Source organism: Halopenitus salinus, assembly GCF_055397165.1.
This window is the reverse complement of record NZ_AP043853.1, coordinates 1,549,883-1,565,311: the sequence shown is the minus strand read 5'-3', so window position 1 is coordinate 1,565,311 and position 15,429 is coordinate 1,549,883. Positions and strand designations below refer to the sequence as shown.

Sequence of the window (15,429 nt, the reverse complement as noted above, 5' to 3'; positions counted from 1 at the left end):
CGCATGCCACGAGAACGCTACCAGGAGGCGCTCGAGGGGATCCGCTCCGACGTGCTCGCGATGGGCGAGCGCGTCATCGACCGGCTCGAAACGGCCCTCGAGAGCGTCTCGACGGGGGACGAGTCGCTGGCTCGGACGGTCATCGAGGGGGACGCGGAGATAAACGATCGGTATCTCGCCCTCGAGAACGACTGCGTCGACCTGTTCGCGCTCCAGCAGCCCGTCGCCGGCGACCTCCGGTTCCTCACGGCCTCGTTCAAGATCATCACCGACCTCGAGCGGATCGGCGACCTCGCGGTCAACCTCGCACAGTACGTGATCGCCGCGGACGGACCGGTGGCCCCCGACGTCGCGCTCGATGCGATCGGCGAGGAGGCGCTCTCGCTCCTCGAGCGGAGCCTCGAGGCGTACGACGCCGAGGACGTCGACGCGTGTCGGCACATCGCGGACGACGACGACCACGTCGATGCGCTCTGCCACCGGGCCAGCGAGACGGTCACCCGCGAGCTGATAGAACGCAGCGTCGAGGACGATCCGTGGGCGATAGAGCGGCTGCTCGACGACGTCTCGCGCGTGCTGTTGACGATCCGGGACCTCGAGCGGATCGGCGACCACGCCGTGAACGTCGCGGCACGCACGCTGTACATGGTCGAAAGCGATCCGGAGCTGATCTACTGACGATGGAGACGCGCAAGGTGCAGACGGTCGGGAACGGAACCTACACCGTCTCCCTGCCGAAGGAGTGGGCCGACGCGGAGGGCATCGACGCGGGCGACACGGTGACGCTCCACGACCACGTCGACGGCGTGCTCACCATCCAGGCGAGAGACGGGAGCGACGATCGGACCGGGACCCGCGATCGATGCGAGGACGACGACCCGTTGCGGGCCTCCGTTCCGGCGTCGGCCGTCGATCCGACGTCCCTCGAGCGCACGCTTCGGGCGGCCTACGCGGCCGGGGCCACGGCGGTGACACTGGAACACGAGGAGCCGCTCGACCCCGACCGGCGGCGCGCCCTCGAGCGGATCGAGCGGAGCCGGATTGGGACGTCCGTGACGGAGGAGTCGGACGCGGGCACGACCGTTCGGATGCTGCTCGACTCCGAGGAGGTCTCTGTGCGCCAGTCGCTCCGACAGCTCGGGTTCGTCGTCGACTCGATGCAGCGGGCGGCGATCGAGTCGCTTTCGGACGCCGAGGATCGGACGGCCGTCACCGCTCGCGACGAGCAGGCCGATCGGCTGTCGGCGATGATCGACCGGTCGGTGGCCCGCGGGCTCGCCGACCTCGAGGAACTCGACGCGCTCGGGACGACGCGCCCGGATCTGTTCGAGTCGTGGACGGCGATGCGCGAGCTCGGACGCGTCCGCGAGGCCGCCACGGGCATCGACGCCGTCGCGGCGCGGATGGACGATCCGCCGACCGAATCACGGATCGCTGAGATCCGCGAGCTCGCCGAGGAGGCCCGGTCGGTCGTCTCCGACGGCGTGAGCGTCGTCGTCGAGGACGAGGGCGTCGACGCCGCGCGGCGCGCGCTCGACGCTCAGAGCCGGACGTGCGAGTCGATCGAGGAATTCGACCGCCGGCTCGCCGAGGACGACGGCGACACGCCGGAGCTTCGCTCCGTCTTGGACCGGGTTCGACGGACTGCGGAACGTGGCGGCGTCCTCGCCGAACTCGGTCTCTCTCGAGCGATCCGTCGAGGCGATCCGCCCACGGAACGGCCCGACGGGGCGATCGGGCCCACAAGTCGGTGACGTCCGCCTCAGAACCGACCCCGTCTGCCTCAATACCGTTCCGGCGCGAGCGCGCTCGGACACTCGCCGATGCGCTCGCCGCCCGACTCGCGCACGACCATGAGGTCTCGCAGTCGGATCGAGCCGTTCTCCCGGTCGCGAACGCCGGCCTCGACCGCGAGCACCGTTCCGGCACGCAACTCCGTCTCGCCGTCGACCGACGGCGGCTCGCGGCGGTCCAACCCGACCCCGTGAACCACGGCGACGGCTCCGGAACCGGACTCGCCGGGGGCCGGATCGAACCCGTACGCGCCGACCTCCGCCGATATCTCCTCGCTCACGACCGCGACCCTGACGCCGGGATCGGCCGCGTCGACCGCCATCTCTCCGGCCGTCTCGCCCGCGACGTGCGCGCGACGTTCCCACCCGCCGTCGCCGTCGACGACGAACGTCCGGGTCAACGCGCCGTGATAGCCCACAGGGCCACGCGGCGCGATCGAGACGACGATGGGGTCGCCGGCTCGCAGCACGTTCCGGTCGGCTTGCGACCCCTCGACCATCGTGTTTCCGGCGGGATCGACCCCGGCGCGAGCCAGCGCCGCATCCGCCTCGCGACGGAGCCGCTCCGCCGATAGCGGCTCCTCCCGCCAGCACAGGCTCCCGGACGCGTCCGAAGCGACCGTGCTCTCTGCGACGATCGCCGCCACGTCGCCCATCGCGGCCGTGGCCGCGGTTTGGACGGTTCGGAGGCGGTCGATCTCCGCGTCGGATTTGGTCGTGCGCGCCTCCCGAACCGCCGTCGTCGAGGCGATCGAGTGGCCGGCCTGCTTCAGGTAGACCGCGGCGTCGTGCGGAAGCGTTCGGGGAACGACGACGTCGGCGCCCGAACCGACCAGTTCGGTGACCGCCGCGGCGGCTCGCTCGCCGACCGGCGCGCCGTCGTCCGTGTCGACCGGTCGGACGGAGCGGTCGATCGGGTTCGTCGCCCGCCCTCGACGGAACCTCGACTCGACTGGCGAAACGGACGAGTCGAAGCGTTCGACTGCGGGCGGACACAGGACTGCGTCGTCCTCGCTCACCGCGATCGCGGCCCGTCCGTCGAACGTGCCGGCCCGGGAGAGGTACCGGAGGTCCGAATCGAACCGGTCGCCGACCACGACGAGCGCGTCTGCGTCGCCGTCCGCGAGCCGCTCGGCGATCGCGGTGAGACCCGTCTCGACGGGGGCCGAGCCGGACGCGACCTCCGAGCCGGTCACGGTTCGGGTTCGGGCGCGGCGAGTTCCGCCTGGACGTCCTCGAGCAGTTCCTCGATCGGCTCCTCGCGCAGCTCGTTGTAGAGCAGCACGCTCACGGGCAGCGTCGGGGCACCGCTTATCAGGTTCTCGAGGAGGACCAGCCGCTCGCGTGCACGGGACATTCCGACGTAGAAGACGCGTCGCTCGTTGTCGGCGAGGACCGGAACCGGGCTCGTGGTCTTCGTGAACTCCTCGACGCCGTCGACGTCGGTCGGGTCCTCGACGGAGGCGGCGAGCTGTTCGACCACCTTCTCCGTGAGGTCCGTCGAGACGAAGACGTGGTCCGCTTCGCGGCCCTTCGCGGAGTGGATCGTCCCGACGCGGACGCGGCCCGGCTCGACGTCCTGGTAGTCGCCGTCGAAGTACGCCCCGATGGAGTTGCGCTGGAAGCTCGTCACCTTCCGAACCATGTCGCCCGCGCTCGCCCGGTCGGGCATGAACGGGGCGTACTCCGTGATCGTCTCCGGTTCGATGTCGATCGCCGTGATGTCCTCCACCTCGGCCGACTCCTCGCGGTCGTCGAGGTAGTCGTAGAAGTCGTCACGCTCGTTCGTGCCGAACGTCGAGTCCTGAAGCATGTCCGCGAGCCGTCGGGCCTCCAGTCCGGTCACGGGCTCGTCGTCGTTGTACTTCTCGACGGCGCGGACGTAGTCGGTGAGCCGGTCCGTCCACATCCGTCCGTCCGTGAGCAGCTGGAAGGGAATCCCGTGATCGAGGAACTCGTCGATGAAGTCGAACATCTGATAGCGCGCCCGGAAGAGACACATCACGTCCCCGTCGTCGTCATCGATCGTGTATCGGACGTTCCGGACGAGATCGAGCATGGACGGGCTCTCGATCCCCTCGACGATGCCGCCCTCCTTTCGGGGCCTGAGGTCCTTCTCCTGGCGTTTGTCGATGTGGCGGATCTCGGCGTTGACGACGTTGAGGATCCGGGAGGGGAGCCGGTAGGAGTTCGGGAGGACGACGTCCTCGTCGACGTCGGTGTCGAGCAGGAGGTCGGGATCGGCGCCCTGCCACGCGTAGACGACCTGGTCGTCGTCGCCCGCGATGAGCGCCTTCTTCATGTGCGGTCGCCATTCGGTGAAGACGTCGTACTGGAGCGTGGTGATGTCCTGGAACTCGTCGATCACCAGGTAGTCGACGTTCGGGACGAGCGAGCGCTGGGCGACGCGCTCGAGCATGTCCGCGAAGCCCACGAGCTCGTTGTCGCCCTTGTAGGCGCGCCAGGCGCGGATCGCCTCGGGGACGTCGATCCGGTCGTCGTCGGCCGGCCAGGTCGGGGTGTACTTGTTGCCCTCCTGGGCGTTGGGGTCGACCTCCGGGGGGAGCCGGACCTCCTCGACGTTCCACTGGAAGGGGACGTCGTACCAGTCGGCGACGTCGCGTTTGGTCCGTTGCAGCCACTGTGAGGTGGCGATGATCTTGTTTCCGATCGTCGTCGACCGCGCGGTGCGGCGGCTGGCCCCCCCGTATTCGTCCTCGAACTCGATCCCGAACTCCTCGCAGAACTCGGATTTGTCGTCGTCGCCGACGACGTCGCCACGCGAGAGGTTGAGCAGCTCGTAGGCCTTCGCGTGCATGGTACAGACGTTACCCTGCAGGGATCGCGGCGAGAGGTCGCGGCGCTCGGCGAGCCGTTCGCGGACCTCGGCGGCGGCGGCACGGGTGTAGGAGACGACGAGGACGTCACGCACGTCGACGTCGTCCTCCTCGAGCAGCTCGTCGACGCGGTCGAGCAGCGCCGTCGTCTTCCCGCTTCCGGGACCGCCGAACAGGCGGGTCACGGTCGGGTCGGCATCGGTCATTGTACCCCTACACGGGGTGCGCTCGGATAAACGGCGTGGCTTCGGATCGATCCGCCGGATCGGGGCGAAACGGACCGGCCCCGCGTCGATCGACGAACGGATCGCCGCTCTTTGACGAACCCTTCTCCACCGACCGTGAGCGTCTCTCCGCCGCTCGACGAGCCTCTCTCCATCGATCGTGAGCCCCGAACCCACACACGACGACGGACCGTAACCATCTTAAGTACCTCGCGGTTACTGGTAGATGAGTCCTGATAGGGTAGTGGACTATCCTCTTGGCTTGCGGAGCCAGGGACCGGAGTTCAAATCTCCGTCAGGACGTTCACTTCGTTCGTTGCACTCACTACGTTCACGTCCTGACTTGCTCCACGCTCGCTTCGCTCGCGTGGAACTCCGTCAGGACGCTTACTTCTATCCGTTTGGTCGTATTCTCAATGTCCGTTTGGTCGTATTCTCAATGTCCGTTTGGTCGTTTCTCCATGTTCGTTCGGTCCTTTCTGCGCGACGTTGCACGACGAGCGAAGCGACCGTTCGTGTCGGTCCGGCGCGTCGTCGAGTGACGTGTTCGGTTCCGGATCGACGCGTCGATCGGATCTCGATCGGAGCGAAACTGGATCCGGGAGGTCGGTTAGGGGACGGGGAGAGGGGCTACCGGTGCGTGTTTCACTTTCGCTTTCGGGGTCGCTTTTAAATCGCGGCGGAGCGAGGTAGTACGTATGAGTCAAGCGACGTTCGACGACGACGACCTGTTCGGCGAGGCGGCCGCCGAGACGCGCGAGGAGGTCGAAACGCACCTGGAGGCGGCACGCGACGAGCTGCCCGATCCGGAGGCGGTCTGGGAGACGGAGGCCGAAAACGTCCTCGGCGTCCTCAACGGCCTCAAGTCCGCGATGGACGCCGGGGACGCGGCGGACCACCTCCGCCAGGCGAGGAAGGCCTTCGTCCTCGGCGAGCGCGCCGACGCCTTCGAGGACGCCGATGACCTGGAGGCCGCGATCGACGACCTCGCGGAGCTGATCGAGGACCTCGAGTCCGCGGCGGCCGACGTCGGCGACCTCACCGGGACGGTTCCGGCGATCCGCGGGACGCTTCAGGACGCCCACGAGGCGGCGGATTCCGGGGACGGTGCGGAGGCGGAGGACACGGAGGAGGGATCGGAGACCGACGCCGATGCCGAGACCGAAGCGGAAGCCGAGTGAATCCACGTTCGGCTCCCTCGCCTCCCCATCCACGTCCGGCCGCCCCGCCCGCTTATCCGTATCCCTTCACTCGGCTCGTCCGCATCCTTCATTCGGTTCGTCCGTCGCTTCCGTCCCCCTTTCTCCTCTCAATCTCGCGATCGCTGACCGCCGCTGCGAGCTCCGAAAGCGATTCGCTCGCGAGTTCGAGGAGCGTCTCGCCGCGCTCGCGGTCCCCCTCGCGCGGGTCGCCCACCACGCCGTTTTCGGCGAACTCCGCGGAGTCGTGTGCGAGGTTCACGCCGGCGACCCACTCGCCCCACCGCTCGGCCGCGCCGGCGGCGGCCGCCTCGATCCGATCCTCTCGGACGAGGTCGGGGTGTGTCGCACGCAGGAGCGCCGTCTCGAGCGGCCCGCCGTGGCCCATGTCGCTCGCCTGTTCGCCCACGGACTCGAACCAGGTGAACGCGACCGCGTAGCCTCCGTGGGACGGATCGCGCGAGAACCGCCGGGCGACCTCCGCGAGCGCGTCGACGTTTCCCCCGTGGCCGTTCGCGAGGACGATCCGGTCGATCCCGTGGTGGACGAGCGACTCCGCGGTCTCGCGGACGTACGCCCGGAACGTGTCCGGGCTCACCCAGAGCGTCCCGTCGAACGCCCGGTGTTCCTCCGCGACCCCGACCGGGACCGTGGGCGCGACGAGCAGCTCGCCGTGGCTCCCCTCCGCGCTCCCGTCGTTGGGCGTTCCGTAGACGTCCGCGGCCTCGCTCGCCACGGCCGTCGCGGCGAGGGCGTCCGTTCCGAGCGGCGCGTGGGGGCCGTGCTGTTCGGTGCTGCCGACCGGGATCACCGCCGCGTCTATCGCGGCGTCGCGAACGTCGGTCCAGGTGGCCTCCGAGAGGTGCATACGCCCTCTCCGGCGCCGTGGACCGTATAGCCGGCGGTCATTCGAGCCGGCGGTCGTCTCCGTGGGAGACGTTCCTCACACCGACGGCGTCGCTCCGTCGCCGGATTCGACCTCTCTGTCGTCGAGTTCGGCCTCTCAGTCGTCGAGATCGGGCTCGGGCTCGGCGTCGATCGCGGCGGTCCGCTCGGCCGCGCGTTCGACGAACTCCCGGGGAAGCTCCTCGATCTCGCCGGCCTGGACGCCCCAGAGGTTCGCGTACAGCCCCTCGTTCGCGATCAGTTCCTCGTGGGTGCCGCGTTCGACGATCTCGCCGCCCTCCAGGACGAGGATCGTATCGGCGTCCTTGATCGTCGAGAGCCGGTGGGCGATCGCGAACGTGGTGCGGTCGGTCGTCAGCCGGTCGAGCGAGCGCTGGATGAGCATCTCCGTCTCCGTGTCCACGTCGGAGGTGGCCTCGTCGAGGACGAGGATCTCCGGGTCGGCCAGAACGGCGCGGGCGATCGTGAGCCGCTGGCGCTGGCCGCCCGAGAGCTTCACGCCGCGCTCGCCGACCATCGTGTCGTAGCCGTCCGGCAGGTTCTCGATGAACCCGTGGGCCTCGGCGGCCTTCGCCGCCTCGATCACCGCCTCGTCGCTCGCCTCGAAGGTGCCGTAGGTGATGTTCTCGCGAACGGTGCCGTAAAAGAGGTACGACGACTGGCCGACGTACCCGATCGACCGCCGCAGCGAGGGGAGGGTGACGTCCCGGACGTCCTGGCCGTCGATCCGGATCGCGCCGTCGTCGACGTCGTACATCCGGAGCAGGAGCCTGAGGAGGGTCGACTTGCCGGCGCCGGTCGGGCCGACGAGCGCGACCGTCTCCCCGCCCTCCGCCGTGAAGTCGATCCCGGAGACGGTCGGCTCCTCGCCGTAGCCGAAGGTCACGTCGTCGTACTCGACGCGTCCCTCGTCGACGACCAGATCCGGCGCGTCCGGGTCCTCCTCGAGGCGCGCCGGCTCGTCCATCAGCCCGAAGACGCGGGCCGCCGAGGCCCGAGCGCGCTGGTACATATTGATGATCTGGCCGAACTGCGCCATGGGCCAGATGAACCGCTGGGTGTAGAGGATGAACACGACGAACATCCCCGGGGAGAGCTCGCCGGAGAAGGGCCCCGGCGGACCCTGGAACACCCACAGCCCTCCGACGATGAACGTGATCACGAACCCGACCCCGGCGATCACCCGGAGCCCGGGGAAGAACTTGATCCGGGTCTCGATGGCGTCCCAGTTGGCCTCGAAGTAGTCGAGCGAGACGTCGTCGACGCGGTCGGACTCGTAGTCCTCCGTGGTCGCGGACTTGATCACGCCGATGCCGCCGAGGTTGTTCTCGATCCGGGAGTTCAGGGTTCCGACCGTCGATCGGACGTCCGCGTACTTCGGCTGGATCGTCTCGACGAAGAGGTAGGTGAACACGGCGATGATCGGCACCGGAAGCAGGGCGACGGCCGCGAGCTGCGGGTTGATCCAGACGAGGACGCCGCCGATCCCGACCACCATCACCGCGAGCCGGAACAGCGAGTTCATCCCGTCGTTGAGGAACCGCTCGAGGCGGTTGACGTCGTTCGAGAGCACCGACATCATCTCGCCGGTCTGTTTGTCCGCGAAGAAGGTCATGTTCAGCCGCTGCATCCGGTCGTAGGTGTCGGTCCGGACGTCGTGTTGGATGTGCTGGGCGAAGGAGTTGAACCCCCAGTTGCGCACCCAGTGGAACCCGGCGCCGAGGAGGAACGCGCCGGCCACCACCCCGACCGTGAACCAGAACTGGGAGAGCTGGTCGGCCGGCAGCCACGCGTCCGGCAACACGACGAGCGGGACCTGCTCGCTGAAGGCGGGGACCTCGCCCGCCTCGCGCTGGGCGGGCGTGACGAAGATGGCGTCGACGGCGATCCCGAGCATCAACGGCGGGAGGAGGTCGAGAAGCCGCGCGAACACGCTCGCGAGGATCCCGACGCCCACGTCCCGTCGATAGGTCCAGCCGTACTCGCGGAACAGCCGTTTCATCGGATTCTCGACGGCCTCCCGCTGGTCCTCGAAGGGATCGTCGCCCTCCCGCTCGGGGCTGCTCATTCGGTCGATCCTACCGCCGTCGCGGCAAAGAGGCTTCCCTTCGGGGTGTCGTCGCTCGACGAGCCTCTCCCGCTCATCGATCGACGATCACGCGATCTCCAACCTCGATCCCGTTTTCGGCCGCGTAGCCGTATCGGACCTCGAGGACGTACCTCCCGCGTCCCTCGAAGCGGTCGTCGGAGTCGGCCTCCGCGGAGTGGATGGTCGTGATCGTCCCGTCGGCGTCCACGAAGAGGATGTCGAGCGGGAACGACATGTTCCGCATCACGTAGGCGTGGGTGCCGACCTCGTCGTGGACGAAGAGCATGCCCTCGTTCGGGTCGAGCGAGTCGGTCTCCGAGAGGCCGGTGTAGCGTTTGTCCCGGGTGTCGGCGATCCGGACGTCGACGGTCGCCAGTCGGTCCCCGGTCGTGCCGTCCTCGACCTCGATCGTGGTTCGCTCGTACTCGCCGGGGTCGCCGGGCCAGAGGTCGACGGCGAGCACGCCGAGCGCGGCGGCGACGAGCAACAGGCCGACGACGGTGAGACGGCGGTTCACGGGCGGGCTTCGTGGCGCGGAAAGAAACCGTTTTCCGCTCCGGGGCCGATCGAAACGGTACGGGCTCGTGGTCTAGCTGGTTATGACGCGGCCTTTACAAGGCTGAGGTCGGCGGTTCGAACCCGCCCGAGCCCACTCCTGTGGCGAACCGAACGGTGAGCCGCAGGTGTGGCGGGGCGCGGTTCGAACCCTGCAAGACGCAGCGTCGAGCGAAGCGAGACGACCGTCTTGCTCCGGTTCGAACCCGCCCGAGCCCATTTCTGGGACGAACGAAGTGAGTCATAGACATGTCTGTGAGGTCGGTTCGAACCCGCCCGAGTCCGTTTTGAAGGGTGCGTACACGGAGACACCCATTTCACTCAGCCGAGTCGGCCGCACGGCCGCGCTCTTCGAGTTGGCGGTCCCGGTCCGTCGGACTGTGGAGCTCCGGAACCTCGATTGGAGACCCATCCTCGTCGACGGCGACGAAGACGAAACACGACTCACTGGTCCGCTTCCGCTCGCCCGTCCGTGGATCCTCGCGGTCGACGACGACTCGCACCCGGATGCTGGAGCGACCCACCCGGTACGCCCACGCCTCGACGACCGCAATGTCACCCCGGGGAATCGGGCGGGTAAAATCGAGTCCCGATATCCGAGCTGTAACGCACGTCTCGCCGGCGAAACGCATCGCGGACATCGCCCCCACCTCGTCCATGAGCTTCATCACCACCCCGCCGTGGGCGGTGTCGTAGTTGTTGGTCATGTCGGGCTGTATCCGAACGCGGTTCTCGATGTACGTCTCACATGGAGTCGGCATACCGGACGGACGGGCCATAGGGACTTAGTTTCGTGTCGGTTGCTCGCCTCGGGTTGCCCGCCACGTCTTCATCCCGGTTCCCCAGCCCGACTCGCGTGACGTGTTCCGGCCGATCTCTCCACCATCCGTGTACCGATCCCCTGTCCGGTCCCGCGGGGTCCTCGATCGTCCGGTACCGTTTTTCGACCGGAGCACCGACCGGATCGACGATGCCCTCCGATCGTGCCTCCGCCCCGCTCCGAGAATCCCGATCGTCTCGACGGCGGGTTCTCGCCGCGCTCGGCGCCGTGGCGTCCGCATCGACCGCCGGCTGTAGTGGCGTACTCCCGGGACGCGACTCCGGCCGTACCGACGATCCGATCGAGGTCACCGTCCTGAACGACACGTCGTCGACGGCCCAAATCGCGGTCCGCGTGACGGACGCCGAGGCGGAGATGATATTCAGTCGCGTGTTCTCCCTTGGCCCCGAGAAGATGGCGGGGTGCGGTGCGATCGAGGCGACTCCCGCGAGCGTACACGCGTTCACGGCGGACGGCGTCTCCCGCACGTGGCGGTACGCCCCGGATCTGCCGGCCGATTTCGAGTGTGATCGGGCGGATATCGGACTCACGCTACGCCGGGACGGGGCGATCGAACCGTGGTACTCGTGTTGACGACCCTTACTTCGGCCCCGTCGCAGCGGACGGCTCGCCGTGAGCCCCGCAGGCGTGACCCTTGGGTCCGTGATCGTGGCCGCTTCGATACTGCCCGCCGCCGCCACGTCCGTCATCGTCGCTCCGGTCGTGATCGCCGTCCCGCCCGTGACCGCCGCCGTCGCGGTCCGACCCCTTGCCGGCACCGCTCCCGTCTCCGTCGGCCTCGCGGGCGCCGACGTGTTCTGCGACCTTCCGGCGGTTGATCGCGCCGACGCGGTCGGCGACGGCGTCGGTGAGATCGAAGAGGTCGGAGCGGACGTCGCTTTCCGGATCGCGGATCGTCGGCCCGTCGCGGGACCCGGTGTCGAAGTCGGGGTGGACGGGGAGCCGCGAGAGGACGGGGACGTCGTAGTCCTCGCCGATGGCGTCGGCGCCGCCGTCGCCGAAGACCTCGTGGGTGTCCCCGCAGTCGGGACACCGGAAGGCGGCCATGTTCTCGACGACCCCGAGCACCGGCGCGTCGTGGTCGGCGAAGAGGCGAAGCCCCTTGCGGGCGTCGGCCACGGCCATCTCCTGTGGCGTGGTCACGATCACCACGCCGGCGACCGGCAGCGTCTGCAGCAGGTTCAACGACGCGTCGCCGGTGCCCGGCGGCAGGTCGACGACCAGGTAGTCGAGCCGGCCCCACTGGACCTCGGTGATGAACTTCATCATCACGTTGTTCACCATCGGGCCGCGGAGGACCGCGGGCTGGTCGTCGTCGTTCGGCATCATGTGGTCCGCGCTCATCACCATGACGCCGTCCGAACGCGGCGGGACGATCTCGCCGTCGGGCATGACGCCGGGCTCGTTCTCGGTCGGGAGCAGTCGAGGGACGTTCGGCCCGTGAACGTCCGCATCGAGGATGCCGACGCGCGCGCCGCGGTCGTGGAGGCCCGCCGCGAGGTTGGCTGCGACGGTCGTCTTGCCGACGCCGCCCTTTCCGGAGGCGACGGCGATGACGTTGCGGACGCCGGGCAGGACGTCCGCGTCGAAGCCGTGGTCGGCCCCCACCGCCGCCGAGAGTTCGGGCTCGAGGCCGGCGTCCTCGATCGTCCCGCGGATCGCGTCGCCGACGTCGATCTCGGCGGGCGAGTAGGGCGCGTTGAACGCCAGCGAGACCTCGGCGGTCCCGCCCTCGATTGAGACGTCGTTGACGAGTCCCAGCGAGACGACGTCGTCGTCGTTCATCGGGTCGGTCACGTCGGTGAGTCGGTGGATCAGGTCGGGTTCGGTGACGGTCATTGGCTTGGGGTCGGGGACGTGGATCGTGTGTTGGTCGTGGATCGCGCGTGTCGGTTGTGCGTCGCGCGCATCGGTCGTGTCTGAGTGGTGTGAGCGGTTCGATCGGTCTCGTGGTAGGTGGTAGGGAGGGGAGAGGGTGCCTCAGAAGAACGCGTATCCGATGGCCAGCGTCGCGAGGAACAGCCCGCCCCACAGCGCGGTGGTGAGCCCGACGAGGTAGCCGACCCCGAGGAGCCCCGTCTCCGCGTCGCGGGGGTCGCCGAGGAACCACGCGATCACCATCACGTAGACGGGCAACAAGACGATCCCGAAGATGAGGTAGGTGCCGGGACCGACGAACGGGAGCGCGTAGCCGGCCGAGCTGGCGAGCGGGACGGTCATCGCGCGTCCACCTCCTCGTGGTCGGACTCGATGGCGTGCAGCTCGACCACCGGGATCACCTTCGAGACGACGAGGAAGAACGCCGCCACGATCCCGATCGTGCCGAGCAGCGCCGACAGCTCGACGGCCGAGGGCGTGTAGGTCCCGGGCACGCCCGAATACAGCTGGAAGTGCGCGTGCATCAGCCCCTCGACGACGAAGAGCACCTTCTCGATCAGCGTACCCGCCAACACGCCGCCGGAGAGCGCGACGAGGACGGGGATCGAAAAGAGCGAGGGACGCAGCGAGGCCGCGAAGACGTACACCATCGCGAGCGCGACGAGGACGATCGCGACCCAGTAGAGCGGCGTCGCGATCTTGACCTCGGTCGCGTGCTGGAGGGTGGTCGGCGCGGCGAAGATCCCGGTGATGACCTGCTGGAGCTGGAGCCACAGGAACATGAGGCTGAAGAAGCCGAGCCACTTGCCGAGCCCGACGAAGACGGCGTCGGGGATGAGCTCCTCCCAGCCGTAGGCGTATCGGAACGCCGCGGCGATGATGACGATCCCGCTGACCGCGGAGGTCAACGCGATGGAGAGGAACGACGGTCCCTGGACGCCGCCGGCCCAGCCTGCCATCGAGGGCAACAGCGCGAACAGCCAGGGGATGACCCCGCCGTGCAACAGAAGCGGCGCCATGATGATGATCGCGAAGGCGATCCACCAGACCATCCGCTCGACAACCGCGTCCTCGCGCTCGGAGTAGCCGACGAGCAACAGCGCGTAGATCGGCGCGAACCGGTCGGGGAGGCGGTCGCGAAGCCGATGGAGGTCGTAGCGGATGGTCAACAGGAGGTAGGTCGCGGTCAACACGAAGTAGGCGGTGATGACCGTGACGTCCCACATCAGCGGCGACCACTGGACGCGGGTCGGCCAGGCGGGGACGACGCTCGTGACGAGCCGGTCCGGCCGCCCGACGTGGATGAGGATGAACAGCCCGGCGCAGGTCAACGCGGCGATCGTCAACAGCTCGGCCAGGCGAGCGACCGGCTGATAGGTGTCCATGCCGAGCAGCCGGACGGCCGCGGAGAGGATGATCCCGCCGTGGGCGATGCCGACCCACCAGATGAACGCGCCGATGTACAGCCCCCAGGGCACCCCGCCGCCGGAGCCCCAGTCCGCGAGGTTGGTGACGATGAGCCCGTGGCGAAGCTGCTGGAGGTAGAAGGCGACCCAGACGCCGATGGCGGCGAGCGCGGCGAGGAACGCGAGCGCGTACCGCGGCGTGACCGTGGTGATCGGACGCACGAGCGTCTCACGGGAGACGGCCGTCACGTCGACGCCGGCGTCGTCGGTGCTCACGCGCTCTCACCTCCCGCGGCCGCGGCGCCCCGATCGAGGACCTCCTTGCGGTCGTCGACGAGGCCCATCTCCTCGTAGGTGACGGGACCCTCGACCTGTTCTGCGTCCTGGGAGGGCTCGTTGCCGATGAACGTGACGTTGGGGTCGGTACCGCGCTCCTCGAGGAGCTGGAAGGACGAGACCGTGTGTTCCTTGCGTTCAGGGAACTCCGACAGATCGTTCTCCTGGCCGTCGACGTACTCCTCGAAGTGCTGGTTCGGGGGGCTCTCCGGGTCGTTCAGGTCGCCGAAGTGGATCGCGTCCATCGTACAGGCCTCCTCGCAGGCGGTGGTGCCGACCTTCTCCTCTCCCATCTGGCCGTCCTGTCTGTCGACACAGAAGGTGCACTTGCCCATCACGCCCTCCGGCGGGCGCGAGCCGACCCACCGACCCCGGTCGTCGATCTGGTGGTCGTCGTCGATCTCCGACTCGGGAACGTCCGGCTCGCCCCACTGGAAGTAGTTGACCCCGTAGGGACACGACACCTCGCAGTAGCGACAGCCGATGCAGATGTCGTAGTCGGTGAGTACGAGGCCGTCCTCCTCGCGGGTGTGGCGGGCGCCGACCGGACACACCTTCGTACACGGCGAGTCGGTACAGTGCTGGCAGGTGCGAACGAGGAAGTTCTCCTCGCCGGCCTGATGCTCGTCCTCGTAGGCCATGACGTACATCCAGTTCGACCCGCGCGAGAGGTTGTGCTCCTGGTCGCAGGCGACCATACAGGAGAGACACCCGTCGCAGTTGTTGAGGTTGATCACCATCCCCCAGCGGGTTTTGTCCTCGTCGCCGCCGGAATCGCTCGTCGCCGCCGGCGGGTCGGATTCCGAGCCCGACCCCGCGAGGACGCTGAGCGCCATGGCGGCCGCGCCGCCCTTCGTCATCACCTCGCGTCGCGAGAGGTCCTCGCCGTCGGCGATGTCCGCGAGCGTCTCGCGCAGCCCCTCCTCGTCGTCGGCGTCGACGACGACCTCGTCATCCATGTCCGCTCGGATCTCGGGGAGTTCGCGAGCGTCGCGTCCGAACTCCTCGAGGACTGCCTCGTGGTAGCGCTCGTGGAACTCGGCCTCCGAGAGCTCGCCGGCCACGACGCGCTGGGCGTCCTCGGCCATCGCCGCGCCCAGCTCGGCGTCGTAGTCGACGTCCGCGAGCATCCGCTCCGCCTCCGCCTTCGAGGGAACCGACGATCCCTCGCCGGGAGCCGAGCCATTCGAGCGTCCCGCTCGGTCCGCCGACGCGTCGCCGCTCGTCGGATCGGGGCGCTCCCGCGCGTAGATGTCGTCTCGATCGGCGGCAGCCTCCGGGCGCTCGTCGGTGGGTCCCGAGTCACGGCTCGGACCGGATTCGTCGCCGGAATCCTCACCCACGACCGATCACCCGGATTTCGGG

At 68.6% G+C, this 15,429-nt stretch carries 13 protein-coding genes, 2 tRNA genes and 1 pseudogene; 6 read left to right on the top strand and 10 right to left on the bottom strand.

The annotated features are described in order from the left end of the window. Positions 1–3 precede the first annotated feature (3 nt). Positions 4–678: a phosphate signaling complex protein PhoU gene (gene phoU / locus ACZ5YD_RS09650; protein WP_379742959.1), complete on the top strand. Its 675-nt coding sequence runs from the start codon at positions 4–6 to the stop codon at positions 676–678. Positions 679–680: 2 nt separating this feature from the next. After that, complete coding sequence (locus tag ACZ5YD_RS09645) at positions 681–1,754, top strand: AbrB/MazE/SpoVT family DNA-binding domain-containing protein (protein ID WP_379742955.1); 1,074 nt, start codon at positions 681–683, stop codon at positions 1,752–1,754. Between the two features lie 29 nt (positions 1,755–1,783). Here ACZ5YD_RS09645 and ACZ5YD_RS09640 read toward each other — a convergent pair whose 3' ends face one another. Next, positions 1,784–2,989, bottom strand: a complete 1,206-nt coding sequence (locus tag ACZ5YD_RS09640) for a M24 family metallopeptidase (RefSeq protein ID WP_379742952.1) — start codon at positions 2,987–2,989, stop codon at positions 1,784–1,786. Continuing rightward, complete coding sequence (locus tag ACZ5YD_RS09635; protein WP_379742950.1) at positions 2,986–4,836, bottom strand: UvrD-helicase domain-containing protein; 1,851 nt, start codon at positions 4,834–4,836, stop codon at positions 2,986–2,988. Before ACZ5YD_RS09635 ends, ACZ5YD_RS09640 begins: the two co-directional genes overlap by 4 nt. A gap of 248 nt (positions 4,837–5,084) precedes the next feature. On the opposite strand from ACZ5YD_RS09635, the gene ACZ5YD_RS09630 reads away from it, so the two are divergent. Both ACZ5YD_RS09630 and ACZ5YD_RS09625 read left to right on the top strand, forming a co-directional pair. Further along, positions 5,085–5,157 (top strand) — tRNA-Arg (locus ACZ5YD_RS09630). Between the two features lie 395 nt (positions 5,158–5,552). Next, positions 5,553–6,035, top strand: coding sequence for a DUF5790 family protein (locus ACZ5YD_RS09625; RefSeq protein WP_379742947.1), 483 nt, complete (start codon positions 5,553–5,555; stop codon positions 6,033–6,035). Between the two features lie 88 nt (positions 6,036–6,123). Here the strand turns inward: ACZ5YD_RS09625 and ACZ5YD_RS09620 are convergent, their stop codons facing one another. The 3 genes from ACZ5YD_RS09620 to ACZ5YD_RS09610 all read right to left on the bottom strand — a co-directional run bounded on the left by ACZ5YD_RS09620 (position 6,124) and on the right by ACZ5YD_RS09610 (position 9,565). Next, a complete protein-coding gene (locus ACZ5YD_RS09620; RefSeq protein ID WP_379742944.1) occupies positions 6,124–6,921 on the bottom strand; it encodes a creatininase family protein in 798 nt (265 codons plus the stop codon). 135 nt (positions 6,922–7,056) lie between these two features. Then, entirely contained in the window at positions 7,057–9,027 is a 1,971-nt protein-coding gene (locus ACZ5YD_RS09615; protein WP_379742941.1) for an ABC transporter ATP-binding protein, read from the bottom strand. A 73-nt stretch (positions 9,028–9,100) separates the two neighbouring features. Beyond that, entirely contained in the window at positions 9,101–9,565 is a 465-nt protein-coding gene (locus ACZ5YD_RS09610; protein WP_379742938.1) for a DUF192 domain-containing protein, read from the bottom strand. Positions 9,566–9,626: 61 nt separating this feature from the next. On the opposite strand from ACZ5YD_RS09610, the gene ACZ5YD_RS09605 reads away from it, so the two are divergent. After that, positions 9,627–9,700: transfer RNA gene (locus ACZ5YD_RS09605), tRNA-Val, on the top strand. Positions 9,701–9,920: 220 nt separating this feature from the next. Here ACZ5YD_RS09605 and ACZ5YD_RS09600 read toward each other — a convergent pair. Beyond that, the gene (locus ACZ5YD_RS09600) at positions 9,921–10,364 is read right to left on the bottom strand and encodes an acyl-CoA thioesterase (protein ID WP_379742935.1); all 444 of its coding nucleotides are present in this window, start codon (positions 10,362–10,364) and stop codon (positions 9,921–9,923) included. Positions 10,365–10,573: 209 nt separating this feature from the next. Between ACZ5YD_RS09600 and ACZ5YD_RS09595 the strand changes: the two genes are divergently transcribed. Further along, complete coding sequence (locus ACZ5YD_RS09595; protein ID WP_379742932.1) at positions 10,574–11,017, top strand: hypothetical protein; 444 nt, start codon at positions 10,574–10,576, stop codon at positions 11,015–11,017. Between the two features lie 6 nt (positions 11,018–11,023). Here ACZ5YD_RS09595 and ACZ5YD_RS09590 read toward each other — a convergent pair whose 3' ends face one another. The 4 genes and pseudogenes from ACZ5YD_RS09590 to ACZ5YD_RS09575 all read right to left on the bottom strand — a co-directional run bounded on the left by ACZ5YD_RS09590 (position 11,024) and on the right by ACZ5YD_RS09575 (position 15,407). Further along, entirely contained in the window at positions 11,024–12,283 is a 1,260-nt protein-coding gene (locus ACZ5YD_RS09590) for an Mrp/NBP35 family ATP-binding protein (protein WP_379742929.1), read from the bottom strand. Positions 12,284–12,424: 141 nt separating this feature from the next. After that, a pseudogene (locus ACZ5YD_RS09585) lies at positions 12,425–12,622 on the bottom strand (hypothetical protein); the annotation flags it as partial. A gap of 38 nt (positions 12,623–12,660) precedes the next feature. Next, positions 12,661–14,004 carry an NrfD/PsrC family molybdoenzyme membrane anchor subunit gene (gene nrfD, locus ACZ5YD_RS09580; RefSeq protein ID WP_379742926.1) on the bottom strand — a complete coding sequence of 448 codons (1,344 nt, stop codon included), beginning with the start codon at positions 14,002–14,004 and terminating at the stop codon, positions 12,661–12,663. Further along, entirely contained in the window at positions 14,001–15,407 is a 1,407-nt protein-coding gene (locus ACZ5YD_RS09575; RefSeq protein WP_379742923.1) for a 4Fe-4S ferredoxin N-terminal domain-containing protein, read from the bottom strand. The genes nrfD and ACZ5YD_RS09575 overlap by 4 nt, the downstream gene beginning before the upstream one ends. Positions 15,408–15,429: the final 22 nt, after the last annotated feature.

Excerpts from the sequence above, each read along its gene's own strand:
- ACZ5YD_RS09645 (WP_379742955.1), top strand. The coding sequence starts at position 681 with ATGGAGACGCGCAAGGTGCAGACGGTCGGGAACGGAACCTACACCGTC.
- ACZ5YD_RS09590 (WP_379742929.1), bottom strand. The coding sequence starts at position 12,283 with ATGACCGTCACCGAACCCGACCTGATCCACCGACTCACCGACGTGACC.
- ACZ5YD_RS09620 (WP_379742944.1), bottom strand. The coding sequence starts at position 6,921 with ATGCACCTCTCGGAGGCCACCTGGACCGACGTTCGCGACGCCGCGATA.
- ACZ5YD_RS09625 (WP_379742947.1), top strand. The coding sequence starts at position 5,553 with ATGAGTCAAGCGACGTTCGACGACGACGACCTGTTCGGCGAGGCGGCC.
- ACZ5YD_RS09615 (WP_379742941.1), bottom strand. The coding sequence starts at position 9,027 with ATGAGCAGCCCCGAGCGGGAGGGCGACGATCCCTTCGAGGACCAGCGG.
- ACZ5YD_RS09595 (WP_379742932.1), top strand. The coding sequence starts at position 10,574 with ATGCCCTCCGATCGTGCCTCCGCCCCGCTCCGAGAATCCCGATCGTCT.
- ACZ5YD_RS09600 (WP_379742935.1), bottom strand. The coding sequence starts at position 10,364 with ATGCCGACTCCATGTGAGACGTACATCGAGAACCGCGTTCGGATACAG.
- phoU (WP_379742959.1), top strand. The coding sequence starts at position 4 with ATGCCACGAGAACGCTACCAGGAGGCGCTCGAGGGGATCCGCTCCGAC.
- ACZ5YD_RS09635 (WP_379742950.1), bottom strand. The coding sequence starts at position 4,836 with ATGACCGATGCCGACCCGACCGTGACCCGCCTGTTCGGCGGTCCCGGA.